We start from the raw sequence: 23057 nt of genomic DNA, 5'->3' as shown, positions 1-23057 counted from the left end.
GCAATTGCACCGCTCGCACGAACCGGCCTGTTGATCGAGCGGGCACACCCGGCGCCGTGTGGCGTGCGCCGCGATCACCGACCGCCGGGGGCCAGGGTGTGCGGGGCAGGTCGGGCCGATCGGCAAGACCGGACCTCGGCGAAGTCAGCCGTGTGCTACCCGCAACAGCTCCTCCAGCGTCGACAGCTTTACCCGCGGCCGCCCATGCGGCTCGCCGGCGGATCGCTCGAATCGGTCGATGGCCTGCCAGTGCTCGGCGGTGACGAGTTTCGGCTGACGGGAGGCCAGCCATTCGGCGAGCTTGTCGGCGTGGCTGTCCCCGAAATCAGCCAGCCCCGTCTGCCGGGCAGCGGCCAGGTCGGCCAGCAGGGTGTCGACGGTGTCTTGGGAGTCCTTCTTGTTGGTGCCGATCACGCCGGTTGGGCCGCGCTTGATCCACCCGACGACGTATTCGTTGCGGCTGCCCTCCACCCGGCCATTGACATTGGGGATGGTGCCGCTGCGCTCGTCGAACGGCAGTCCTGGCGTGGGTACACCCCGATAGCCCACGGAGCGCACCACCAACTGGGCGGGCAGCTCCTCACGGGCGCCGGTGTCTTTGGCCACCACTCGCCCGCTCTCGTCGGTGACCAGCTCGTTGCGGCCCAGAACGATTCGCTCCACCTTACCGTCGCCTTTGATTTCGATCGGAGATGTCAAGAACCGCAACACAATTCGACGATGCCCGGGACGCAGTGGGCGTGCAGCGTAGTCGCGTAGCACCTTGAGGTTCTGCTTGGCAGTCTTGCCCACCGCCGCCGCGTCCTCGTCGCTGATGCCTTCCAGCTGCGCCGGGTCAACGACAACGTCGACCCCGTCGAGGTCGCCCAGTTCGCGCAACTCCAGCGTGGTGAACGCCGTCTGCAACGGGCCGCGCCGACCGATGATCATCACTTCCTCCACCCCACATGGGCGCAGGGATTCCAGGGCGTGATCGGCGATATCGGTCAGTGCGAGCACGTCGGGATCCGTCACCAAAATGCGGGCGACATCGAGCGCGACGTTGCCGTTGCCGACCACCACAGCCCGACCGCAGGACAGATCAGGCGACCTGTCCTGGAAATGCGGGTGGGCGTTGTACCAGCCCACGAAATCGACGGCGGCGATACTGCCCGGAAGGTCCTCACCCGGGATGTTCAGCGCACGGTCGGATTGCGCGCCGACCGCATAGATCACCGCGTCATAACGCTCGGCCAGCTCGGCGGCCTGAACGTGCTCGCCAACTATGACATTGCCGAAAAAGCGGAACCGGCGGTCTTCGGCGGTCTTTTCGAACTGCTTGCTGATCGACTTGATCTTCGGGTGGTCGGGGGCGACGCCCGAGCGCACCAGCCCCCACGGCGTCGGCAACATTTCCAGCATGTCGACTGCCACCTCGATGTCGTCCGACGAGTCGGCGGCCTTAAGCAGCGATGCCGCGGCAAAGAATCCAGACGGACCGGAGCCGACGATCGCGACGTGGTAGGGGCGCATACACCCCGATGCTAAACGGCTACCGCCACGGAGGCTCCGCTGGTCGCAGCGTGGGATGCGTCGCCGGTAACGTGAGCAGCTGTGGACCCCGACCGTCAAGCCGACATCGCAGCGCTCGACTCCACACTGACCACCGTGGAGCGGGTGCTCGACGTCGACGGTCTGCGCAGCCGCATCGAGAAGCTCGAGCACGAGGCATCCGATCCCAAATTGTGGGAAGACCAGACCCGTGCGCAGCAGGTGACCAGCGAGTTGTCACACGCCCAGGGGGAACTGCGGCGCGTCGAAGAGCTCCGCCGCCGCCTCGACGACCTGCCGGTGCTCTACGAGCTGGCCGAAGAAGAAGGCGGTGCCGACACGCTCGCCGAAGCCGAGGCCGAGCTCAAGGCGCTGCGTGCCGACATCGAGGCGATGGAAGTGCGGACCCTGCTTTCCGGCGAATACGACGAGCGTGAGGCGCTGGTCACCATCCGCTCAGGCGCGGGCGGCGTCGATGCCGCCGACTGGGCCGAGATGCTGATGCGGATGTACATCCGCTGGGCCGAACAGCACAACTACCCGGTCGAGGTGTTCGACACGTCCTATGCCGAGGAGGCCGGGATCAAAAGCGCTACTTTCGCCATCCACGCGCCCTACGCCTACGGGACGTTGTCGGTGGAGCAGGGCACCCACCGGCTGGTTCGGCTGAGCCCGTTCGACAACCAGCACCGCCGGCAGACATCGTTCGCCGAGGTCGAGGTGCTGCCGGTGGTGGAGACCACCGATCACATCGATATCCCGGAAGGCGATATCCGCGTCGACGTCTACCGCTCCAGCGGTCCGGGCGGGCAGTCGGTGAACACCACCGATTCGGCGGTTCGACTTACCCATCTACCCACCGGTATCGTCGTGACCTGCCAGAACGAGAAGTCGCAGTTGCAGAACAAAATGTCGGCTTTGCGAGTGCTTCAGGCAAAGTTGTTGGAGCGCAAGCGCTTAGAGGAACGCGCTGAGCTTGATGCGCTCAAGGGCGACGGCGGCAGCTCCTGGGGGAACCAGATGCGGTCCTACGTTTTGCACCCGTACCAGATGGTCAAGGATCTGCGCACCGACTACGAGGTCAGCAACCCGGCTGCCGTGCTGGACGGGGACATCGACGGATTCCTGGAGGCCGGAATCCGGTGGCGCAACAGACGAGGCGATGACTGATACCACCATCGTGGCGCTAACCGAAACCTACCTGACGCAACCCTGGCACGCCTTGTGGCGCGGTGACATCCGGGACTGGATGCTCGACAAGGGGCTGCGCGTCATCCTGCTGCTGATCGGCGCCGTGCTCGCGGCCCGGTTCGTCAACTGGGCGGCCCGAAAGGTGACCGACCGTCTCGACGTCGGGTTCGCCGAGAGCGACGCGCTGGTGCGTTCGGAAGCGACCAAGCACCGCCAGGCCGTGGCCGCGGTGATTTCCTGGGTGGCGATCGTGCTGATCGCGGTGGCCGTCGCGGTCCAGATCGCCGATATCTTGCAGCTTTCGGTGCGCGGGCTGGTGGCCCCGGCCACCGTGCTCGGCGCCGCGCTAGGTTTCGGCGCCCAGCAACTGGTCAAGGACTTGCTGGCCGGATTTTTCATCATCGCCGAAAAGCAGTACGGCTTTGGCGATCTCGTCGAGCTCACTATTTTGGGCTCATCGACGGACGCCGCGGGCACGGTCGAGAACGTCACGCTGCGGGTGACGAAACTGCGCTCGCCCGACGGCGAGGTTTTCACGGTGCCCAACGGGCAGATCGTCAAGTCGGTGAACCTGTCGAAGGACTGGGCCCGCGCGGTCGTCGATATTCCGGTACCGACCAGCGCCGACCTCGGTCAGGTCAACGAGGTGCTGCGTCAGGAATGTGAGCACGCCCGCGACGACGCCGTGCTGCGGGAGTTGTTGCTGGATGCGCCAACCGTGATGGGTGTGGAAAGCATTGAGGTCGACACCGTCACGCTGCGGTTGGTCGCCCGCACCTTGCCCGGCAAGCAGTTCCAGGCCGGCCGCGAATTGCGGGTGCTGGTGGTGCGAGCGCTTGCGCGGGCCGGGATCGGCGCCGCCAATGACACACCGGCGACGGTGGGCGCGATCGTGCACCCAGCGACCGCTGAAGGTGCCGAGAACAAAACACAAGGGCACGGTCGGTGAAGTTCACACTGCCGAGGAATTGGAACATCGCGCTGAAGGCGCTGAAAAAGGCTGACGGCGCCGATGAAAGACGTTGGCCGACATACCTATTCGGCGGTCATTTGCGCACCTCCACGGCGGCATTGATCGTTGCCTTCTTGGCGGTATGGTGGGTCCACGACACGTATCGGCCGTCGTCGACTGCACCAACACAAGTGCCGGCCACCCAGGTGGTGCCGCCGGGCTACGTGCCCGACCCGAACTACACGTGGGTGCCGCGCAGCAGATTGCAGCAGCCGCCGTCGACGGTCACGGTAACGGTGACTCAAACACCGACGATGACGCCACCGACTACCACCACGCCGACGACCACGTCGCCGACGGGGTCACCGCCGCCTCCGTTCGGCCCACTGCCGCCGTTCGTGTTGCCGCCGCCGTTCGGCCCGCCGCCCCCGCCGCCGGCACCTCCGCCCCCGCCACCGGCGCCGGGCCCGGTGCCCGCCCCGCCGTCGTGATCCGATGGCCTGCCCGGGCGAAACCCGCCGCTACACTGGCGTGCCGTGATGATCACCCTTGACCACGTCAGCAAGCAGTACAAATCGTCGGCGCGCCCCGCGCTGGACAACATCAACATCAAGATCGACAAGGGTGAGTTCGTCTTCCTTATCGGGCCCACCGGCTCAGGCAAGTCGACGGTCATGCGGCTGCTGCTGGCCGAGGAAAAACCGACGACCGGCGACATCCGGGTCTCGAAGTTTCACGTCAACGCGCTGCCGGGCCGCCACATCCCCAGCCTGCGGCAAGTGATCGGCTGCGTGTTTCAGGACTTTCGGCTGCTCCAGCAGAAGACGGTGTTCGAAAACGTCGCGTTCGCGCTGGAGGTCATCGGCAAGCGCCGGGAGGTCATCAACCGCGTAGTGCCCGACGTGCTTGAGATGGTCGGCTTGTCCGGCAAGGCCAACCGGCTGCCCAGCGAGCTGTCCGGCGGCGAGCAGCAGCGGGTCGCGATCGCGCGCGCCTTCGTGAACCGGCCGCTGGTGTTGCTGGCCGACGAGCCCACCGGCAACCTGGACCCGGAAACTAGCAAGGACATCATGGATTTGCTGGAGCGCATCAACCGGACCGGGACCACCGTGCTGATGGCCACCCACGATCATCACATCGTCGACTCGATGCGCCAGCGAGTCGTCGAGTTGTCGCTGGGCAGGTTGGTGCGAGACGAGCAGCGCGGCGTGTACGGGATGGATCGCTAAGTGCGATTCAGCTTTCTGTTCAACGAGGTTGTCACCGGTCTTCGTCGCAACGTGACCATGACGATCGCGATGATTTTAACCACCGCCATCTCCATCGGCCTGTTCGGCGGCGGGCTGCTCGTCGTCCGGTTGGCCGAGCATTCGCGCGCGATCTACCTGGACCGCGTCGAGACGCAGGTCTTCCTCACCAACGACGTCTCCGCGAACGACCCGACGTGCGACACCCAAGCGTGTAAGGCGTTGCGCGAGAAGATCGAAGCGCGTAACGACGTCAAGTCGGTGCGGTTTCTGAACCGCGATGACGCCTACGACGACGCGATCCGCAAGTTCCCGCAATACAAAGACGTCGCCGGCAAGGAGTCGTTCCCGGCATCGTTTATCGTGAAGCTGGAGAATCCGGAGCAGCACAAGGACTTTGACGCTGCCATGCAAGGCCAACCCGGTGTGCTATCGGTGCTCAATCAGAAGGATCTGATCGACCGTCTGTTTGCCGTGCTGGACGGGTTGAGCAGTGCGGCTTTCGCAGTCGCTCTGGTCCAGGCTATCGGGGCGGTCTTGTTGATTGCCAACATGGTTCAAGTCGCAGCGTACACGCGGCGCACCGAAGTCGGCATCATGCGGCTGGTCGGCGCCAGCCGCTGGTACACCCAGTTGCCGTTTCTGCTGGAGGCCATGGTGGCCGCGACCGTCGGCGTGGTGATCGCGGTGATCGGGTTAATTGTTGTGCGCGCGTGGTTTTTGGACAACGCGCTCAGCCAATTCTATCAAGCCAACCTGATAGCTCGGATCGACTACGCCGACATCCTGTATATCTCGCCGGTCCTGTTCTTGGTGGGTGTGGCGATGGCCGGTCTGACCGCCTACGCCACACTGCGGGTGTATGTGCGGCGGTAGCAGTGGCCAAGAAATCGGCAGCGAAGGCGGGCGACGGGCGGCAGGTCGTCGTCACGAATCGCAAAGCGCGGCATGATTTCTCAATCCTCGAGGTTTTCGAGGCCGGGGTTGCGCTGGTCGGTACCGAGGTGAAAAGCCTGCGTGAAGGACACGCGTCCTTGGTCGATGCGTTCGCCACCGTCGACAATGGCGAAGTGTGGCTGCACAACATGCATATCCCGGAGTATCACCACGGCAGCTGGACCAACCACGATCCGCGGCGCAACCGCAAGTTGTTGTTGCATCGCCGCCAGATCGACCACCTGGTGGGCAAGATCAGGGATGGTAACCTCGCGCTGGTGCCGCTGTCGGTGTACTTCTCCCACGGCAAAGTCAAGGTGGAACTCGCACTGGCGCGCGGCAAGAAAGCGCACGACAAACGACAGGACATGGCGCGCCGCGATGCGCAGCGGGAAGTGGTGCGAGAGTTGGGCCGACACGTCAAGGGCATGAGCTGATCGGGGCCGTGTACGCCCAGCTGTCCGCGGTCAGCTTCGGCGTCAGCGACTTTGCCGGCGGCATCGCCTCACGCCGGGTGGCCGCGCTTCGCGTGGTGCTGGTGTCATACCCGATCACCGGACTGCTGCTGGGTGTGGTGGCCGCGATAGTGGGCGGCCCCATCCACCCGGCCGCGGTGCTGTGGGGTGTGCTGGGCGGACTGAGCCAGGGGTTGGCCGCATGGTGGTTCTACGCGGCGCTGGGATCCGGACCGATCTCGGTGGTGTCTCCGCTGGCGGCCGTGCTGGATGCGGCCATACCGGTTGGGATCGGGGTCGCGCTGGGGGAACGGCCCGGCGAATCCGCCTCGGCGGGTGTCGTCCTGGCGATGTTGGCCATCACCTTGGTCAGCCGGGAGGCCACCGACGAGGACACCCGGCCGCATCGGTTCACCACCAAGGTGGCCTGGCTGACGATCGGCTCGGGGATCGCTTTCGGGCTGAACTTCGTGTTCATCCACCAGGCCCCGGCCGAATCCCGGCTGTGGCCGCTGGTGTTTGCCCGAGTGTCGGCGACCCTACTGGTTCTCGTGGTGGCCGCGCTGACCCGGCACCTGCGGCTGCCATCTGGGACACCGATGCGGCTCGCGGTCGCCGCCGCACTGTTGGACACCTGTGCAAATATCACGATGCTGCTGGCCTTGCACGGCTCGCTGCTTTCCCTGGCCAGTGTGCTGATTTCGCTGTACCCCGCGGTGACCGTGGTGTTGGCCATCGTGGTGCTGCGGGAACGGGTAACCCGCTGGCAGGCAGTGGGCATGGTGTTGGCCATGCTGTCGGTGGCGATGATCGCCGCCAGCTGACGGGACCGTGACCGTTTTCCCCGCAGGCCCGGCGTTCGCCCTGGCGGCAGCGATCGGGTTCGGGGCCAGTGACTTCGTCGGTGGCGTCGCATCCCGGCGGGTGGCCGCCCTGCGGGTGGTATTGACGTCCTACCCGGCCGCCATGGTGCTGCTCGGCGCGCTGGCCGCCATCGTCGGCGGGCCGATCCCCGCCGGGGCATTGCTGTGGGGCGCACTGGGCGGACTCAGCCAGGCCTGCGGCGCGTGGTGGCTGTACGCGGCGCTGGGTGCCGGGCCCATCTCGGTGGTTTCCCCGTTGGCCGCCATGCTGACCGCCGGCGTACCGGTTGTGGTCGGCGTCGCCTTGGGGGATCGGCCGGGTGTGCTGCCCGCGGTGGGTATCGGGTTGGCGCTGGTCGCGGTGGTGCTGCTCGGACGCGACAGCGCCGACCGGAACGGCAGGCCGCGCCGGTTTACCGTGACGGTGGCCTGGCTGACCATCGGGGCAGGGGTCGGGTTCGGGTTGAACTTCGTGCTCATCCATCAGGCGCCGGCCGAATCACGGCTCTGGCCGCTGCTCTTCGCGCGGCTGGCGGCAACCGCACTCGTGGTCACCGTGGCGGCGCTAAGCCGAAGTTGCGGCGGTTTGTCGGTCGGATTTACTGATTGAGCTGGTGTTTTGTTGATTTGTCGGGTCGGTTGTTCTGGCTACGCCACTTGGAGGGGGATGGGGGTCTTGATGAGTTCGAAGGCGCGGCGCTGTTCGGGGGTGGATTCGGCCAGGGTGGGCACGGTGGTGTTGGTGCCGTGGTAGCGAATGTCGTTGCGGGTCAGGGTCGCCAGGTGGGTGAGCAGGCCGCGGAAGCTGCGCAGCGCGGTGCCGTCGGGGGCGTGGCGGGTGGCGGCTTTGGTTTGGGCAGCTTGGGAGCGTTGGGCCGGTGCGACGGGGTTGTCGCGTAGGGGTGGGTGTTCGTCGGTGAAGGTCAGCGGCGCCCAGGCCTGGCGCAGGTGCCAGGTCACATAGCAGGCCAGCATGCAGATCAACACGTGGGCTTTGACCCGTTCGGTGAGCCGGTGGCGGATGGGTCGTAGGTCGAGGTCGTCGGTTTTGATGCTGCGGAAGTCGCGTTCGACGTGGGCCAAGTTCTTGTAGCCGACGACCACGCCTGGGGCGTTGAGGTCGGTGGCGGGCACGCTGGTGCGTAGCACGTAGATGCCATCGAGGGCGGTTTCGGTGTCGATGCCGGCCTGGTTGCGGTGGTAGGTGAGGCTGGTGTCGGTGATGGTGCGCTCAAAGTGCTTGCCCATCTTGTATTTATCGATGATTTTGCCGACGGCTTCCCCGATGCGGCCGGCTCCGGTCAGCCGGCCGGCAGCCACCCGTTCGGCGATGGCGCCCAGGTCGATCTCGGTGGCGGCCAGCAGGGCGGCGCGTTTGCGGGCGCGTTGGGCGGCCAGGGCGGGGTTGCGGCAGGCGATGAGCCGTTCGCCGGGATAGTCGGGGTGGGTGATTTCGGCGAGGTCCTGGGTATCGAACAAGCTCATCTGCAGCGGCCCGTCATCGGCGGCCAGCACGGCGATCTGGGGGGCGCGCAGCGCGGTGAGCCATCCGAAACCAGTTGCGGTGTCTGGGTTGTCATTGAGTTCACGGATTGCGTCGATACGCGCGGAGGTGATCATGCCGCGATCACCGACCAGCACCAACCGATCAAGCCCGAATTGGGTGCGCACCACCTCGACGATGTCGGTGAAGGCGACCGGGTCGGCGGTGTTACCGGCAAACACCCGCACCGCCACCGGGCGGCCGGCTGGATCGGTGAGGATGCCGTATTCGATTTGCGGTAGCCCTTTTTTACCGTCCCTCGAATACCCGCGCAAGGCCAGCTCGCAACACCGTCCGGTCATCCAGGCACTGGTCAGATCAAACAACGCCATCCGCGAGGGATTAGCCTGTGGCCCTAAGTGTTTGGCAGCCAGCTTCTTTTCGATCGTGTCTTGCCGGTCGGCCAGCCAGTCCATCGCAGCGTAGATCTCGTCGGTGGATGCGGTGGCCACATCCAGATCGACCCCCACGGTGGAATCGGCCCACGAGGCCAGCGTGGACAGCTTGGAGGCCGGTTGGATCACCCGGGAGATGATCAGCGCGAACACCAGATCCCTCGACCGGCACGCCGGCCCCAACAACGCCGGAAACCCCAACTGGCGGGCCATCGCAGCTACCGCCGCCACATCCCCATGCGGCAGTGACCGGGTGATCGTGAACTCAGACCCGGCCGGCACCAGCACCTGGCCCTTGAGCGTGCCCTCAACCGCGGCGATCACGTCGGCGGGCAGCTTGGACAGGTTCGCCAGCGTCTCGTGGCGGACTTTCTTGCCGTCTCGATAGGTGCGGCGCACCAGGACCGACTCATAGCGGCGAACGTTGCCCGCCTTGTCCACATACTTGCTCGGTGTTCGGGCTACGTGCATCCGCGCTGGCTTCGCCACCACTCAATGGTAATAGATCAACTCAAGCATATTGTGAATCGACACACGATATTCACTGGCTACATTATCAATCCGCAAACCGACAGAATCTGAGCTCAGCCGTAGATTCCGTCTACCTCACTTGCCGCAACTTCGGGCTAAGCCGCAATCTCCAGGTCCCGTCCGGGACACCACTGCGGCTGGCGCTGATCGCGGCGGTGCTGGACGCCAGCGCCAACGTTGCCATGCTGCTCGCGCTGCACACGGCGTTGCTGTCGTTGGCGAGCGTCGTGATTTCGCTGTATCCCGCGGCCACCGTCGTATTGGCCATCACCCTGCTGGGTGAGCGGGTCAGCCGCCCGCAAGCGGTGGGCCTGGTGCTGGCACTGTTGGCGGTGGCGATGATCGCAGCGGGCTGACGCCCGTTTAGCATCGACCCCGTGACCCGTCCTGTGAGCAAGCTAGCCAAGTCTGACGTCCTGGCGGGTCTGTTCGCTGCGTGGGATGGTATCGACCGGCTGCTCGACGGACTGCCGGAATCAGCATGGGAGACGCCGACATCGCTGCCCGGCTGGGATGTGCGCGCCGTGGTGTCGCACCTAATCGGCACCGAATCGATGCTGATGGGTGTGGCCACTCCCGCCGCCGACCTCGACGTCACCGGCCTGGAACACGTCCGCAACGACATCGGCGCGATGAACGAGTGCTGGGTGCGTCACCTCAGCGGTGAATCCGGGGCCACCCTGCGCCAGCGCTTGCTGGCAGTGACCCACGATCGTCGCAGGCTGCTTGGTGAGATGTCCGAGGACGATTGGAACGCGCCGGCCCAGACACCGGCCGGACCGGACAGCTACGGAAGGTTCATGCGGATCCGGACCTTCGACTGCTGGATGCACGAGCACGACATCCGCGACGCGCTCGGTCGGCCGGCTTCCGACGACGATTTATCTGGTCCGGCGGCACGGCTGGCGCTCGACGAGATGGCGGCGAGCATGGGTTACGTCGTCGGCAAACTCGGCAGGGCGCCCGATGGGTCGCGGGTCGCCATTGAGCTGACCGGTCCGCTGGCCCGCACCATCCGCGTCGCAGTCGACGGGCGCGGTCAGTTGGTTGACGACTTCGGCGGGCTGGAGCCGACGGCGACGATCCGCCTCGACGGCCTGCTGTTCACCAGGCTGGCGGGCGGGCGTACAGACAACACTGAGGGCGTCGAGCTCGACGGTGACCGGCAGCTCGCGGCGCGCATTGTCCAGCACCTGGACTACGTGATCTGACGCGCCAACGCCGCCGCCGGGATGATCCTCGGGTGGCTGGTTGTTGCATAAACCGCGTAACATAGGTTGTCCTGCCGAAGGTCGGCGGGGATGCTCGAAGACACGGGGCTGAACGGTTTCGACTTCGCGCATCGAATCAAGGGAAGCGTGCCGGTGCAGGCAAGAGACCACCGCAAGCGTCGTTGCAACTAAATAAGCGCCGATTCACATCAGCGCGACTACGCTCTCGCTGCCTAAGCGACAGCTAGTCCGTCAGACCGGGACCTCCCTCGACCCGGACTCTGGCGTCAGCTAGAGGGATCCACCGATGGGTTCGGTCGCGGAACCCGTCGGGACACCAGACAGCGACTGGGATCGCCGTCCCGGCTAGTTCGCGAGACCGGGAGATCCGAGTAAGGGCACAGCGAACTGCGCACGGAGAAGCCTTGAGGGTATGCCGTAGGACCCGGGTTCGATTCCCGGCAGCTCCACCACAGGGGCCGCCGCGGTGACGGAGGCTCGTCGTACGAGTCAGTTGTCGCCGTCGGCGCACAACAGCGAGTGCGTCACCTGGGTGCCGTCGAACCGGAATTCATGTACTGCGCGCCGCAGAGGCTCGATGGTGGTATCCGGGTGGACGACGACTCCGCCACCGGACGGGATCCCGATGCCGGTGGCCGCGCCCCCCAGCTGATGAATCGCGCGTGACAGCCGCGCCCACTCGGCTCGCTCGTCGTGCGCATCGATGACCACTGGCACGAGATTGAACACATCGAGCAGCTGGATGGCGCCGGATTCCGTTGTCTCGACGATTCCATAGCGGCCGAGCTGGACCGCGCCGGCTGACACACCCACCAAGACCGCGCCTTGGGCGTATCGGTCCAAGATCACGTCCTTCATGCCGGTCTTCTCGAACGTCTTCCAGCCCAGGCGCACATCGCCGCCCGCGAGCACAATCAACTGGGCACGCTCGAGAAAGGCGCGGTCGAGCGGGCCGAACGACGAATGGATCATGCGACGGTCGGCTATGCCGACCGCCTCCACGGCTGCCTCGAAGATCCCGTAAAACTCGGGACGATCGCCATTGGAGGCGCCGATGTAGGCCGCGGTCAGAGGTGTGTCGTCGGCCAAGCCGGTGATGGCCGCCTCCAGCAGCAGGCGGTCCTGCCGTTCCCAGAACAGCAGCTGACTGTCCGCCAGCAGATAGAGCGGTTGGAGTGCCATCAGCGCGTGCTCAGCGTGCTAATCGTTTGCACTTCGGTGGCCCGGTAGGGTCGGCCGTCGGGCTGGAGCAGGTCTTGAAACCACGGTTTCGGAGTTGTTGTGTACGGATGATCCCAAGAGTCCCATGGGAAGTAGGTCTGCGTCTTCCCGGCGACCAAGCCCCAATTGATCGCACCGACGTTGTGCCGCTTCGCAAGTGGCAGCACCCCGTCAACGGTACTGCCGAAAGTCCGCGCAAGGTACTCGGTGCAGAGGATCGGCCGCCCCAACGGGGACAGTTCGGCTATTCGGGCCTCAAAGGCAACTGGTTCGCCATAGCAGTGGAAGGTGACGACGTCCGAATTCTCCAGTTGTATGTTCACGATTTCACTGCGGCGCTGGCGATCTCCCCACTCACCGGTCCACACGCCACTCGTTAAGGGCTGAGCGGGATCAACTGAACGCGCCCAGCCGAACGCCAACGACAACAGGTCGGCGACCCGCTCCTGCTTGTCCTTCCTCTCGACCTTGCGATACACGCGCGCGGGGTTGTCAGGCTCGTTCCACAAATCCCAGCCCAAAACGCGATCATCCGTGCGGAATTGGCTCAACACTCCGGTGACATACTCAAGCAGGGTGCGGCGGTAGTCGAGGTCATCGAGGCGTTCGGCGCCCGGGCTTTGCACCCAACCGGAGTTGTGGACTCCAGGCTTCGGTGGCCGCTGCCGGCCGGGTTTGGGGAACGGATCCCAACAGGAGTCGAACAAGACGAAGAGTGGTTTAATGCGGTGGCGCGCCGCAATGCTGACAAACTGTGCAAGACGGCGTTGGAAGCCTCGCCGGTCTTGGGCCCAGAGCTGATCGTGCAGGAAGACCCGCACAGCGTTGAGCCCGTGCATCTGGGCCCAGCCGAGTTCGGTGTCGATGCGCCGGGGGTCGAAGGTGTCGGCCTGAAACATCTCGAGCTGGTTGACGGCGTTCGACGTGATGTAGTTGGCGCCGACGAGCCAACCTTGCGCCTGATACCAGCGGTTGACGCGGTCGGGCGGCCAGCGGCTTTGCTCTGCTGCGGCACGCGGGACCCGGGTCAGCGCGGGGCCTGCCGCCAGCAGCAGGGATGCCTGGAGCACCATTCGACGCCTCACGAAGCGACGATAGTTCCTCGGTGGCCGGGGAGGCTGGGAAACGTCGGCCCAACGTCTCGTCGGCCCTCGCATCCTCGCATCCCGGGCCGTCGTTTGACGAACCGATTTCCGCGCGAACCCGACGTGAGCCACGACCGCATCGTGTGATCATCGTCGGGGGCGGTGTCGTTGCGCGGCCTGCTGAGCGCCTGTCGTGGCGATGCCGTTACGGTTTAGCCATCCACCAGACAGAACAACAGACCGACGAAACGACAGGTCACTCGATGTCCGAACAGACCGAGACCACCGCGGCCGGTCCCGCCGGCGCTGGCTCGCGCATCGACCCGGTTCTGGCCAGGAGTTGGCTACTCGTCAACGGGGTGCATGACGACCGGTTTGAGGATGCTGCCCGCTCAAGCGCCGACATCGTCGTGCTTGACATCGAGGATGCGGTCGCACCGAAGGACAAGGCCGCCGCCCGCGACAATGTCGTGCGCTGGCTCGGCGCCGGAAACAGCGACTGGGTTCGCGTCAACGGCTTCGGCACCCCGTGGTGGGCGGACGATCTGGCCATGCTTGCCGGCACCTGTGTCGGCGGGGTGATGCTGGCGATGGTCGAATCGGTCGACCACGTCACCGAGACGGCGAAACGATTGCCCGACGTGCCAATTGTGGCGTTGGTCGAGACGGCCAGGGGCCTGGAACGCATCACCGAGATCGCCGCGGCCAAGGGCACTTTCAGGCTCGCCTTCGGTATCGGCGATTTCCGGCGTGACACCGGGTTTGGAGAAGACACCGCCACCCTGGCTTACGCGCGGTCACGCTTCACGATCGCCGCCAAGGCGGCCAACCTGCCCAGCGCGATCGACGGGCCGACCATCGGGTCGAATCCACTGAAGCTCATCGAAGCCACGGCTGTCTCAGCGGAATTCGGAATGACCGGCAAGATCTGCCTTACGCCGGACCAATGTCCAGTGGTGAATGAGGGGCTATCGCCGTCACAGGATGAAATTGCCTGGGCGAAAGAGTTTCTCGCTGAATTCGAACGCGACGGGGGAGAGATCCGCAACGGATCTGACCTTCCACGGTTCGCGAGGGCCACCAAGATTCTCGATCTGGCTCGTGCCTACGGCATCAAGGTTTCTCACTTCGACGACGAACCGGTGCACATGCCCGCACCATCGGACACCTACCACTACTGACCGCTGCTAGCGCCGACGCTACGTGGCCGGGCGTTTCTCGAGGAACGCGCACAACCCTTCTTGAGCGTCGTCGGCGCGGGCGTTCATCGCCATGACGGCCCTTGTGAGGTCGTAGGCCCGGTGTTCGTCGAGGTCGATCTGGGCGTACAACTTCCTTGCCAAGCCCCACGGTCAGCGGGCTCGAAGCCGGAGAATGCCGGGCCCACCGCGGCGATGACGATCACCCGCACGTGGGGGTCCTCGCCAAGCCGCTGCAGCCTGAGGATCAGCTCCTCCATCAGCTCGAGGCTTAGCGCATTGCGTTTCTGCGGCCGGTTCAGCGTGAGGCGCGCCACCGGCCCGTCGGCGCGCAGCAGGACGGGCACGTTGGCTGCGAGCCTGCCCGTTCAGGCGAGCATACGTCCGCTGCGTCAGTTGCGGATCGTCCGCAAAGGCGCCAGCAGCGCAGCGAGCCCGTATTCGAACACGGCGTCATAGTCGGTCGGGGATTGCAGTGCCCTGACGAGCGTTTGGTCGGGCCAGTCGTCGGCCCACAGTGACGGGTCCTCCTCATCATGTTTGGCCCCGCGGACTGCCGAGAACTGCAGCAGCGCCGACGAAATGACGTGTACCTGCACCGCTCGCAGGACGAGTGCGGCTTCGCTGCCCGTGATACCGAGTTCTGCCAGCTGCATTGCCAGCATCTGCTGAATCGGCAGGAACAACCTCGGCGTGCGGTCTCGTTCATGTGCGATGCGCAGAAGATGCTGTCGCTCGATCAACGCCGTGCGCTGCGAGCGGGCAAGTGACGCAATGCGTTCGACGGCAGTGTCGCCTTGCACGGGCAGATTGGCCATCTGACGGAGCAACCGGTCGACGAGACTGTCGAAGAGTTTGTCTTTGCCGCCGACGTGCCAGTAGATCGAGGTGACCGCGACTTTGAGTTCCTGGGCAAGGCGGCGCATGGTGAACGCCTCAACGCCGTCTTGTTCGATCAGCCGGGCCGCGGTGTTCAGGATCAGCTCGGCGCTGACGGCTTCGTCCTTGGCTGTCAAAGCTTCTCATCCCCGATCATGCGCCGGGCAGCTCGAGACTGCGTTCGAAATGCCGACGTAAGGTCTGGTACCCCGGCGTCGCAAGGCGCACTCGCATCCTGCCTTCGCATACGAGTTTTTGCGTGGTCATCGAAGCGCTCCCACCGCCGTCTGTAACGATGTTACATTGCCACCGTAGCGGTTGGCCAAGGACACCCAAGGGAGTGCTCGTGTTCGACGTCAAGATCACTGGCGGCACGGTCGTGGACGGAACCGGCGCCGAGCGGTTCGACGCCGATGTAGCGGTCAAAGACGGCAAGATCGTCGAGGTTCGTCGCCGCGGGCCGGCCGACTCGCCGCTGGCGGGTGAGGCCGCCGAGACGATCGACGCAACGGGCAAGATCGTCGCACCGGGATTCGTCGACATCCACACCCACTACGACGGACAGGTCAGCTGGGACGACCTACTCGAACCGTCCAGCACCCACGGTGTGACCACCGTGGTCGCCGGTAACTGCGGTGTCGGTTTCGCCCCGGTGCGGCCCGGACGTGAGCAGTGGCTCATCGAGCTGATGGAGGGCGTGGAAGACATTCCGGGAACCGCGCTCTCGGAAGGGATCAGCTGGGGGTGGGAGAGCTACCCGGAGTACCTCGACGCGATCGGCCAACGGCGGCTCGCTGTCGACTTCGGAAGCCAGGTCGCGCACGGGCCCATTCGCGCGTACGCGATGGGCGAGCGTGGCGCCCGCAACGAGCCCGCCACCCCGGACGACATCGTGGTGATGAGCCGGCTGGTGCGGGAGGCGGTGGAGGCCGGCGCACTGGGGTTTTCCTCGTCGCGCACGCTGGCGCACCGGGCCATGGACGGCGAACCCGTCCCGGGAACGTTCGCGGCCGAAGACGAGCTGTTCGCCCTGGGACATGCGATGGCCTCCGGTGGAGGGGCGGTCTTCGAGCTGGCGCCGCAAGGGGCCGCGGGCGAAGACATTGTGGCGCCGAAAAAGGAAATCGACTGGATGCGGCGGCTGGGCGCCGAGATCGACTGCGCGTTAAGTTTCGCGCTGATCCAAGTCGACGCCGACCCCGACCTGTGGCGCGAGCAACTCGACATCTCCGCCGCCGCCCACGAGGAAGGCAGTCGGCTGCATCCGCAGATCGCCGCGCGCCCGTTCGGGATGCTGCTCGGCTTCCCCGGCCACCACGCCTTCACCCATCGTCCGACCTATCGGCGGCTGAAGGCCGAGTGCAGCCGCGAAGAACTCGCCGCCCGGCTCGCCGACCCCGCGGTACGGGCGGCCATCCTGAGCGAGGAGGACCTGCCACCCGACCCGAATGTGCTGTTCGACGGCATGTTCGCCTTCGCCCAGCACGCGGTGGACCGGCTCTATCCCCTCGGTGAGCCACCCGACTACGAACCCACGCCCGACCGCACCGTCGCGGCGATCGCCCGGGAACGCGGCGAGGACCCGCTGGCCACGATGTACGACCTGATGCTGGAATCGGATGCCGGCGCGATGCTGCTGCTGCCGATGTACAACTACGCCGACGGAAACCACGACGCCATCCGTGAGATGCTGACCCATCCTGCTGGTGTCCTCGGGCTGTCCGACGGCGGCGCCCACTGCAGCATGATCTGCGACGCGTCCTATCCCACGTTCCTGCTGACCCATTGGGCGCGCGATCGCCGTCGGGGCCATAAGCTGCCGCTGGAATACGTCATCCGCAAGCAGTCTCACGACACCGCGCAGCTGTTCGGGCTCTCCGATCGCGGTGTCATCGAAGTGGGAAAGAAGGCCGACATCAACGTGATCGACACGGATGCGCTGACGCTGCATGCCCCGCGAATGGTCTTCGACCTGCCGGCCGGTGGTCACCGGCTCGTCCAAGGCGCCTCCGGCTACACTGCCACGATCGTCAGTGGCGTCGTGACCCGCCGCGACGGCGTCGACACCGGCGCGCGCCCCGGTCGGTTGGTGCGCGGAACACGTTGAGCACCGGTTTGCACATCACTGGGAGAGCGCGCGGTCGCGCGGCTCACCGACGCTAGCGGCGTTAACCTGGCGCCATGGCCAAGAGCCGAATCCGGGTAGCGCGGGTCTACGACGAGCCGGTCCCCGAGGACGGCCAACGCATCTTGGTCGACCGGGTGTGGCCGCGAGGGTTCCGCAAAGACGACCCGCGGGTGGGCATCTGGCTCAAGGATGTCGCGCCATCGGACGAGCTGCGCCGCTGGTACAGCCACCAGCCGCAGCGTTTCGACGAGTTCGCTTCGCGCTACGAGAAAGAACTGCGGGGCAGCGAGGCGCTCGCGGAATTGCGCAAGCTGACCAATCGCGGGACCGTGACGTTGGTAACCGCAACCCGGGACGTGGAGGGCAGTCAGGCGGCGGTGCTGGCGAAGCTGCTTCGACGCCGTTGACCAGCGTCGGCTTCGGTAGGCTCGCCGGTTGACATGACCGAAACCGAACCGATCCTGCCGCGGGAATTGACCGATGTTCCCGACGAGGTTCGAAACGTACCGCCACCACCGTTGCCGCACGTGCCGGAACCGTATGCACTGCGCCTGGCCGACCCCGACGCCGATGCGGAGATGATCGCCGAGTGGATGAACCGGCCACATTTGGTCGAGGCGTGGGAATACCCGTGGCCGGCCCGCAAATGGCATCGCTACCTCAGCGCCCAGCTTGCGGGCAGCTACTCGCGGCCAATCATCGGCAGTCTGGCTGGACAAGACGCCGCCTATCTCGAATTGTACCGGGCTGCAAAGGATTCCGTAGCTACCCGGTACGAGGCCGACCCGTACGACCTCGGTTTGCACATCGCCATCGCCGATCTGACGATCGTGAACAAGGGTATCGTCCGATACCTGTTGCCGCACTTCATGGCCAGCGCGCTTAGCCTCGAACCCAGGTGTCGTCGGATGGTGTTCGACCCTGATCATCGCAACACGATGGCCCGCCGGGCCTGTGAACGCGGTGGGTGTGTGTTTCTCGGAGAGCACGACATGTCCAATCGCCGCATGGCGCTGTATGTTTTGCCGCGCACCCCTGGTGACGTGCCCAGGCTGCGCGAGCACTAGCCGGTCGGCTTTCTACGGGTTGCTCACGACGAGCAGCGCCGCGCCAGCCTGGCGCCCCGCCGCGGCTGCTGTTCGCCGCGGAACCTCACAGTCCCGGCGCAGGCAGAATTGAAATCATGGTGGCCCATCCGCGTGCCGGCCAGCCGGCCCAACCCGAGGACCTCGTCGACTTGCCGCACCTGGTGACGGCTTACTACACCGTTGAACCGGACCCCGACGACGTTGCTCAACAGGTGGTGTTCGGGACCTCAGGACACCGCGGTTCAGCGCTGGAGGGCGCATTCAACGAGGCTCACATCTTGGCCATCACCCAGGCCATCGTCGAATACCGCGCCGCGCAGGGCACGACCGGGCCGTTGTTTATCGGCCGCGACACGCATGCCCTGTCCGAGCCGGCATGGGTGTCGGCGCTGGAAGTGCTCGCCGCCAACGACGTGGTCGCCATGATCGACTCGGCAGACCGGTACACGCCGACACCGGCGATCAGCCACGCCATCCTCAGCTACAACCGCGGCCGCGCCGACGGGCTGGCCGACGGCATCGTCGTGACACCGTCGCACAACCCTCCGGCCGACGGGGGGTTCAAGTACAACCCGCCCACCGGTGGGCCGGCCGATAGCGATGCGACCAATACAATTGCCAAGCGCGCCAACGAGATTCTGCGCGATGGCCTGGCTGACGTAAAACGGATGACGTTGACGCGCGCGCTGCGCACCGCGTGGCGGCATGACTACCTCGACGCCTATGTCGACGACTTGCCGAACGTGGTCGATATCCGTGCGATCCGCGATGCCGGGGTGCGGATCGGCGCCGACCCGCTCGGCGGAGCCAGTGTGGACTACTGGGCTGTGATCGCCGAGCGGCACAATCTGGATCTGACCGTGGTTAATCCGCTGGTGGATGCGACATTTCGGTTCATGACGTTAGACACCGATGGCAAGATCCGGATGGATTGCAGCTCGGCCGACGCGATGGCCTCCCTGATCGCCAACCGGGACTTGTACCAGGTGGCCATCGGCAACGACGCCGACGCCGACCGACACGGCATCGTCACGCCCGACGCGGGGCTGGTGAACCCGAATCACTATCTGGCCGTTGCCATTGACTACCTCTACAGCCGTCGGCCTTCCTGGTCGGCCGGCCTCGCGGTCGGCAAGACCGTGGTCAGCTCGTCGATCATCGACCGCGTTGTCGCCGGCATGGGCCGCATGCTGGTCGAGGTGCCGGTGGGGTTCAAATGGTTCGTCGCACCGTTGCTTGCGGGTGCCATCGGTTTCGGCGGCGAGGAGTCGGCGGGCGCGTCGTTCTTGCGCCGCGACGGCTCGGTGTGGACCACCGACAAGGACGGCATCGTCATGGCGTTGCTGGCCGCCGAGATGTTGGCCGTCACCGGGTCGACGCCGTCGCAGCGGTACCGCGAGTTGGCCGCCGAATACGGTGAGCCGAGCTATGCCCGCGTCGACGCGCCCGCCGACCGTGAGCAGAAGGCCCGGCTCGCCAGGCTCTCGGCCGAACAGGTCAGTGCCACCGAGCTGGCCGGCGAGCCGATCACCGCGAAGCTGACCGCCGCCCCGGGCAACGGGGCACCGCTGGGCGGGCTGAAGGTGACGACGGCCAACGCCTGGTTTGCCGCACGACCCTCGGGCACCGAGGACGTCTACAAGATCTACGCCGAGTCCTTCCGGGGACCCGAGCATCTGGCCGAGGTCCAACGGGCGGCGCAGGAGGTGGTCGATAAAGTCATTGGCTGACACTCGTGATCAGCGGCTTTGAACGCCAGTTGGCAGTGGTGTAGCTTCGATGGGCACGACTGCACTGGGGCTATGGCGCAGCTGGTAGCGCACCACACTGGCAGTGTGGGGGTCACGGGTTCGAGTCCCGTTAGCTCCACGATTCCACGGGACGCGACCGGTACGCGTGTCAAGGTTCGCTCGGGGTACTCGCCGCCCAATGTTGCCTGCCTGTACGGCGTGGCTTTGCGGGCAACATGGTCGGGTGCGGCATGATGCGGCTCATGCCGCAGATGACCCGCCGTACCGCAGGCGCGACGCCTCCATGCGGTGGCCAAGGGCCAGCCACCCGAACTGTTGCATTCATGCCGCACATGTTGAGCCACTGGCATATTGGGCACAGGCCACCATGCTCACCCCATAATGAGCGCTAGATGACCACAATCAAGGTATTGCTCGCTGCAGCGCTGGGCGCCCTCGCGGCGAGCATGACCCTAGTGGCCAGCACTCCTGCCCACGCCGGGCCTCCGGACTGGTGTACGTCGATAACGGCCCCCGACAACCAACTCACCCCGTGTTACCGCAGCTATACGCTGGGTGAGTCGTGGGCAAGGCAGGCTTTCCTCCACGAAACCACGTCGGTGGGCAAGCGGCCCCAGGATGTCATTGGAACGGCACCGCAGGCCGCCGACTTCTGTCGGGCTGGGTTGCTGCAAGTCCCTTCCGGGCTGCGCCCCGATCAGCGCGCGTTTCTGATGGGCTGCGCTGAGGTGCTCGGCGGGCTCGCAGAATCTCACGGGATCAAATGGTGAAGGCCGAGACCCCACCCGGTCGACTTGAGCTAAAGTGAAAAGAATTGCGGCGCAGCAACTCCGCGTCATGTCGCTGGAGTAACGCACGAACCGTTTGTTGCCGCAAGTGATCCGATTGATCATGATGTGATTGGTTCCGGCGTTGAACGGTTTTCGCCATAACGACACGGTCACGACATGGTTTCGGACTGCGAAAACTTATTGCGCCGCCGCCTACTAATAGCCAGATACTTTACTTCTGCCACAAGAGTTAACTTCTGCCACACTATTCGGCCGAAATCGGCGGAACCGTACTGACGGAACTCGAAGTGGTTAGAGGAAAGGACATCTGCCATGCGCCGACCCACCGCCATCCTCTCAACCGCACGAACCGCGCTGCTGTCAGGTGTCATTTCCACCGTGACACTGGTCGCCGGCAGTAATCCGCGCGTCCATTGCTGACGAAGCAATTCCGCAACGTTGCCGCCCTGCTGCTTTCGACTGTTCTTCTGTATATGGGATCGGGGGAGGCCTGGGCGGACGAGTCGATCGTCATAGACTTCGTGCGGCACGGGCAGTCCGTAGCCAATGCGGACGGCTTGATCGACACAGGGGTGCCCGGAACTCGGCTCACTCAGCTTGGCCAGCAACAGGCCCGCGCCGTCGCCAACGTACTCGCGCGGCAAGGCCCTTTTGCCGGCATCTTTGCATCGGAGTTGATCAGGACGCAGGAGACCGCCGCGCCGTTGACTCAACTCTTGCGGATGAACGCGCAAATATTGCCTGGTCTCAACGAAATCAATGCGGGCATTTACAACCGCTTACCGGAATTCAGCCTCGCGGGGCTTCTGTACATAGTCGGCCCAGTCGCGTGGGCGCTCGGCCTACCCTTCGTGCCGATGCTGGCCCCAGGCTCCACCGACGTTAACGGGGTGGTGTTCAAAAAGCGCTTTACCAACGCACTTCAAACCATATATAGCAATGCCCTGGCTCATCCGGTACGGGCCGCGGACGGCAAGATCACCACCGTAGCATTCTCGAGCGAACTCGATACCGAAGTCGGGACGCTGATGAACGTCAAAAACCCCGATCCACTGCTCATCCTCATCGACCCACTGCCCAACACCGGCATTATCGTGATCGAAGGAAATCCCCGCGAGGACTGGACGCTTATCAGTTGGAACGGGAAACCTGTGGCGCCGACGCCAGCGGGCGCGAGGATAAGTCCCGAGACGACGCGCTTATGCCAAATACTTCTGCCGACCGAGACCGGATCATGTGCGGCCAAACCGACTTCCACGCCAGGTGGTCCGCGCCCACCGACGGGAAAGCGTGTCAGCGATCGGCTGCCTGCGGCGCCGCACGGATGAGAAGCGACATGCGGCCCACCAACCTCGCCTAGTACATCACGTACTCGTGTACGCAACGACACCTGCCGGCTCGATACGCGATTGAGTGGCCCACGATCTGGCTCGTCAAGGAGCGGCGCAGCATGATTTGGACCCGGATCTGGTTGATTCGATTAAGCGTGTCCGCACCTTGCAGAGGCCAATCGGCAGGCGAATAGCGATCCCGTTCTCTTAACGGTCATCGGCTATCACCAATCCAATCAACTCCGATTGAGCTCAAATAGATTTGCGTGCAGACGGATCCTCGCTGAGCTGCCGGGAACAGCTCGGTGGGATCCGAGGTGAACTTAAGATCCACATACTGGGTGACGGTGGTATCGCTCTGCGGAACGCTTGGGGTATGACCTTCTGGAATTGTTGCTGCATAGTCACTTAAGTGAAGTATGACGGCTTCGCGGTCGCAGCTGAGTTCGCCTATCTTCTCACCGACGTCCACTTCGACACCTAGCTTTGTGGGCCCGATGCGATGAGCGGCGTGGGTCTCGGATTCGTTGGGTTTCAACGTTATTGCAGGAAACCCCCACACTCCGGCCAGCGGACCTTCCTCGTCCTCGGGGCGTTTGACAAGAAGTAATTCGTCCCTGTCGTTCTTGATTACCAAAGCAACAGAATGTCTATGCGGCTTCATTGCTCGGATTTTATTGCAGAATCGCAAGTGCGATCACTAGTGAGG

General features: G+C 64.8%; 23 protein-coding genes, 1 tRNA gene, 1 other RNA gene and 2 pseudogenes. 19 read left to right on the top strand and 8 right to left on the bottom strand.

Annotation, left to right across the window (positions count from 1 at the left end; all coding sequences use genetic code 11):
* Positions 1 to 144: 144 nt before the first annotated feature.
* Positions 145 to 1512: an FAD-dependent oxidoreductase gene (locus MHEC_RS17610; protein ID WP_048893247.1), complete on the bottom strand. Its 1368-nt coding sequence runs from the start codon at positions 1510 to 1512 to the stop codon at positions 145 to 147.
* An 81-nt stretch (positions 1513 to 1593) separates the two neighbouring features.
* On the opposite strand from MHEC_RS17610, the gene prfB reads away from it, so the two are divergent.
* Genes prfB through MHEC_RS17570 form a run of 8 tightly spaced genes read left to right on the top strand, consistent with a single transcriptional unit; the run spans position 1594 to position 7784 of the window.
* The gene (prfB, locus tag MHEC_RS17605; RefSeq protein ID WP_048893248.1) at positions 1594 to 2700 is read left to right on the top strand and encodes a peptide chain release factor 2; all 1107 of its coding nucleotides are present in this window, start codon (positions 1594 to 1596) and stop codon (positions 2698 to 2700) included.
* Entirely contained in the window at positions 2693 to 3670 is a 978-nt protein-coding gene (locus tag MHEC_RS17600) for a mechanosensitive ion channel family protein (RefSeq protein ID WP_048893249.1), read from the top strand. Before prfB ends, MHEC_RS17600 begins: the two co-directional genes overlap by 8 nt.
* The gene (locus MHEC_RS17595) at positions 3667 to 4164 is read left to right on the top strand and encodes a hypothetical protein (protein WP_372507396.1); all 498 of its coding nucleotides are present in this window, start codon (positions 3667 to 3669) and stop codon (positions 4162 to 4164) included. Before MHEC_RS17600 ends, MHEC_RS17595 begins: the two co-directional genes overlap by 4 nt.
* Before the next feature lie 48 nt (positions 4165 to 4212).
* Positions 4213 to 4902: a cell division ATP-binding protein FtsE gene (gene ftsE, locus MHEC_RS17590; protein WP_048893830.1), complete on the top strand. Its 690-nt coding sequence runs from the start codon at positions 4213 to 4215 to the stop codon at positions 4900 to 4902.
* Positions 4903 to 5796, top strand: a complete 894-nt coding sequence (gene ftsX / locus MHEC_RS17585; RefSeq protein ID WP_048893831.1) for a permease-like cell division protein FtsX — start codon at positions 4903 to 4905, stop codon at positions 5794 to 5796.
* Positions 5797 to 5798: 2 nt separating this feature from the next.
* Positions 5799 to 6293 (top strand): SsrA-binding protein SmpB, encoded by a 495-nt coding sequence (smpB, locus tag MHEC_RS17580; RefSeq protein WP_048893832.1) that lies wholly within the window; start codon positions 5799 to 5801, stop codon positions 6291 to 6293.
* Between the two features lie 20 nt (positions 6294 to 6313).
* Positions 6314 to 7135, top strand: coding sequence for a DMT family transporter (locus MHEC_RS17575; RefSeq protein ID WP_235435016.1), 822 nt, complete (start codon positions 6314 to 6316; stop codon positions 7133 to 7135).
* Between the two features lie 7 nt (positions 7136 to 7142).
* On the top strand, positions 7143 to 7784 hold the full coding sequence (locus MHEC_RS17570) for an EamA family transporter (protein WP_200902223.1): 642 nt from the start codon (positions 7143 to 7145) through the stop codon (positions 7782 to 7784).
* A gap of 38 nt (positions 7785 to 7822) precedes the next feature.
* Here MHEC_RS17570 and MHEC_RS17565 read toward each other — a convergent pair whose 3' ends face one another.
* Positions 7823 to 9583 (bottom strand): IS1634 family transposase, encoded by a 1761-nt coding sequence (locus MHEC_RS17565; protein WP_201399658.1) that lies wholly within the window; start codon positions 9581 to 9583, stop codon positions 7823 to 7825.
* A gap of 152 nt (positions 9584 to 9735) precedes the next feature.
* On the opposite strand from MHEC_RS17565, the pseudogene MHEC_RS17560 reads away from it, so the two are divergent.
* From MHEC_RS17560 to ssrA, 3 genes and pseudogenes are all read left to right on the top strand, one after another.
* Positions 9736 to 9999, top strand: a pseudogene (locus MHEC_RS17560) (EamA family transporter); the annotation flags it as partial.
* 21 nt (positions 10000 to 10020) lie between these two features.
* Entirely contained in the window at positions 10021 to 10854 is an 834-nt protein-coding gene (locus MHEC_RS17555) for a maleylpyruvate isomerase family mycothiol-dependent enzyme (RefSeq protein WP_048890879.1), read from the top strand.
* 104 nt (positions 10855 to 10958) lie between these two features.
* Positions 10959 to 11327, top strand: a transfer-messenger RNA (tmRNA) gene (ssrA, locus tag MHEC_RS17550).
* Between the two features lie 37 nt (positions 11328 to 11364).
* Here the strand turns inward: ssrA and MHEC_RS17545 are convergent.
* Both MHEC_RS17545 and MHEC_RS17540 read right to left on the bottom strand, forming a co-directional pair.
* Positions 11365 to 12057 carry a Type 1 glutamine amidotransferase-like domain-containing protein gene (locus MHEC_RS17545; protein ID WP_048890878.1) on the bottom strand — a complete coding sequence of 231 codons (693 nt, stop codon included), beginning with the start codon at positions 12055 to 12057 and terminating at the stop codon, positions 11365 to 11367.
* On the bottom strand, positions 12057 to 13169 hold the full coding sequence (locus tag MHEC_RS17540; RefSeq protein WP_275999824.1) for a glycoside hydrolase 5 family protein: 1113 nt from the start codon (positions 13167 to 13169) through the stop codon (positions 12057 to 12059). The genes MHEC_RS17545 and MHEC_RS17540 overlap by 1 nt, the downstream gene beginning before the upstream one ends.
* A gap of 275 nt (positions 13170 to 13444) precedes the next feature.
* Here MHEC_RS17540 and MHEC_RS17535 point away from each other — a divergent pair, with 275 nt between their 5' ends.
* Positions 13445 to 14362: an HpcH/HpaI aldolase/citrate lyase family protein gene (locus MHEC_RS17535; protein ID WP_048890876.1), complete on the top strand. Its 918-nt coding sequence runs from the start codon at positions 13445 to 13447 to the stop codon at positions 14360 to 14362.
* 18 nt (positions 14363 to 14380) lie between these two features.
* Here the strand turns inward: MHEC_RS17535 and MHEC_RS24490 are convergent, their stop codons facing one another.
* From MHEC_RS24490 to MHEC_RS17525, 3 genes and pseudogenes are all read right to left on the bottom strand, one after another.
* Entirely contained in the window at positions 14381 to 14524 is a 144-nt protein-coding gene (locus MHEC_RS24490) for a hypothetical protein (RefSeq protein WP_235434765.1), read from the bottom strand.
* A 38-nt stretch (positions 14525 to 14562) separates the two neighbouring features.
* Positions 14563 to 14697 (bottom strand): annotated as a pseudogene (locus MHEC_RS25105) (enoyl-CoA hydratase-related protein); the annotation flags it as partial.
* A gap of 75 nt (positions 14698 to 14772) precedes the next feature.
* The gene (locus tag MHEC_RS17525; protein WP_048890875.1) at positions 14773 to 15396 is read right to left on the bottom strand and encodes a TetR/AcrR family transcriptional regulator; all 624 of its coding nucleotides are present in this window, start codon (positions 15394 to 15396) and stop codon (positions 14773 to 14775) included.
* 209 nt (positions 15397 to 15605) lie between these two features.
* On the opposite strand from MHEC_RS17525, the gene MHEC_RS17520 reads away from it, so the two are divergent.
* The 7 genes from MHEC_RS17520 to MHEC_RS17490 all read left to right on the top strand — a co-directional run bounded on the left by MHEC_RS17520 (position 15606) and on the right by MHEC_RS17490 (position 22345).
* Positions 15606 to 17366: an N-acyl-D-amino-acid deacylase family protein gene (locus MHEC_RS17520; RefSeq protein WP_048890909.1), complete on the top strand. Its 1761-nt coding sequence runs from the start codon at positions 15606 to 15608 to the stop codon at positions 17364 to 17366.
* A gap of 74 nt (positions 17367 to 17440) precedes the next feature.
* Complete coding sequence (locus MHEC_RS17515) at positions 17441 to 17794, top strand: DUF488 domain-containing protein (RefSeq protein ID WP_048890874.1); 354 nt, start codon at positions 17441 to 17443, stop codon at positions 17792 to 17794.
* Positions 17795 to 17827: 33 nt separating this feature from the next.
* On the top strand, positions 17828 to 18454 hold the full coding sequence (locus tag MHEC_RS17510) for a GNAT family N-acetyltransferase (RefSeq protein WP_048890873.1): 627 nt from the start codon (positions 17828 to 17830) through the stop codon (positions 18452 to 18454).
* 116 nt (positions 18455 to 18570) lie between these two features.
* The gene (gene pgm / locus MHEC_RS17505) at positions 18571 to 20205 is read left to right on the top strand and encodes a phosphoglucomutase (alpha-D-glucose-1,6-bisphosphate-dependent) (RefSeq protein ID WP_048890872.1); all 1635 of its coding nucleotides are present in this window, start codon (positions 18571 to 18573) and stop codon (positions 20203 to 20205) included.
* A 66-nt stretch (positions 20206 to 20271) separates the two neighbouring features.
* Positions 20272 to 20344: transfer RNA gene (locus MHEC_RS17500), tRNA-Ala, on the top strand.
* 274 nt (positions 20345 to 20618) lie between these two features.
* Complete coding sequence (locus MHEC_RS17495; protein ID WP_048890871.1) at positions 20619 to 20996, top strand: hypothetical protein; 378 nt, start codon at positions 20619 to 20621, stop codon at positions 20994 to 20996.
* Positions 20997 to 21430: 434 nt separating this feature from the next.
* Positions 21431 to 22345 (top strand): histidine phosphatase family protein, encoded by a 915-nt coding sequence (locus tag MHEC_RS17490; RefSeq protein ID WP_372507356.1) that lies wholly within the window; start codon positions 21431 to 21433, stop codon positions 22343 to 22345.
* Positions 22346 to 22562: 217 nt separating this feature from the next.
* On the opposite strand, the gene MHEC_RS17485 is transcribed toward MHEC_RS17490, so the two are convergent.
* On the bottom strand, positions 22563 to 23012 hold the full coding sequence (locus tag MHEC_RS17485) for an NUDIX domain-containing protein (protein WP_142358681.1): 450 nt from the start codon (positions 23010 to 23012) through the stop codon (positions 22563 to 22565).
* Between the last annotated feature and the right edge of the window lie 45 nt (positions 23013 to 23057).

Source organism: Mycobacterium heckeshornense, assembly GCF_016592155.1.
GTDB lineage: Bacteria > Actinomycetota > Actinomycetes > Mycobacteriales > Mycobacteriaceae > Mycobacterium > Mycobacterium heckeshornense.
Note: the sequence above shows the minus strand (reverse complement) of the source record. Positions and strands in the feature narration are given on the sequence as shown.

Excerpts from the sequence above, each read along its gene's own strand:
- MHEC_RS17610 (WP_048893247.1), bottom strand. The coding sequence starts at position 1,512 with ATGCGCCCCTACCACGTCGCGATCGTCGGCTCCGGTCCGTCTGGATTC.
- MHEC_RS17600 (WP_048893249.1), top strand. The coding sequence starts at position 2,693 with ATGACTGATACCACCATCGTGGCGCTAACCGAAACCTACCTGACGCAA.
- ftsE (WP_048893830.1), top strand. The coding sequence starts at position 4,213 with ATGATCACCCTTGACCACGTCAGCAAGCAGTACAAATCGTCGGCGCGC.
- MHEC_RS17565 (WP_201399658.1), bottom strand. The coding sequence starts at position 9,583 with ATGCACGTAGCCCGAACACCGAGCAAGTATGTGGACAAGGCGGGCAAC.
- MHEC_RS17545 (WP_048890878.1), bottom strand. The coding sequence starts at position 12,057 with ATGGCACTCCAACCGCTCTATCTGCTGGCGGACAGTCAGCTGCTGTTC.
- MHEC_RS17540 (WP_275999824.1), bottom strand. The coding sequence starts at position 13,169 with ATGGTGCTCCAGGCATCCCTGCTGCTGGCGGCAGGCCCCGCGCTGACC.
- MHEC_RS17535 (WP_048890876.1), top strand. The coding sequence starts at position 13,445 with ATGTCCGAACAGACCGAGACCACCGCGGCCGGTCCCGCCGGCGCTGGC.
- MHEC_RS17515 (WP_048890874.1), top strand. The coding sequence starts at position 17,441 with ATGGCCAAGAGCCGAATCCGGGTAGCGCGGGTCTACGACGAGCCGGTC.
- MHEC_RS17510 (WP_048890873.1), top strand. The coding sequence starts at position 17,828 with ATGACCGAAACCGAACCGATCCTGCCGCGGGAATTGACCGATGTTCCC.
- pgm (WP_048890872.1), top strand. The coding sequence starts at position 18,571 with ATGGTGGCCCATCCGCGTGCCGGCCAGCCGGCCCAACCCGAGGACCTC.
- MHEC_RS17495 (WP_048890871.1), top strand. The coding sequence starts at position 20,619 with ATGACCACAATCAAGGTATTGCTCGCTGCAGCGCTGGGCGCCCTCGCG.
- MHEC_RS17485 (WP_142358681.1), bottom strand. The coding sequence starts at position 23,012 with ATGAAGCCGCATAGACATTCTGTTGCTTTGGTAATCAAGAACGACAGG.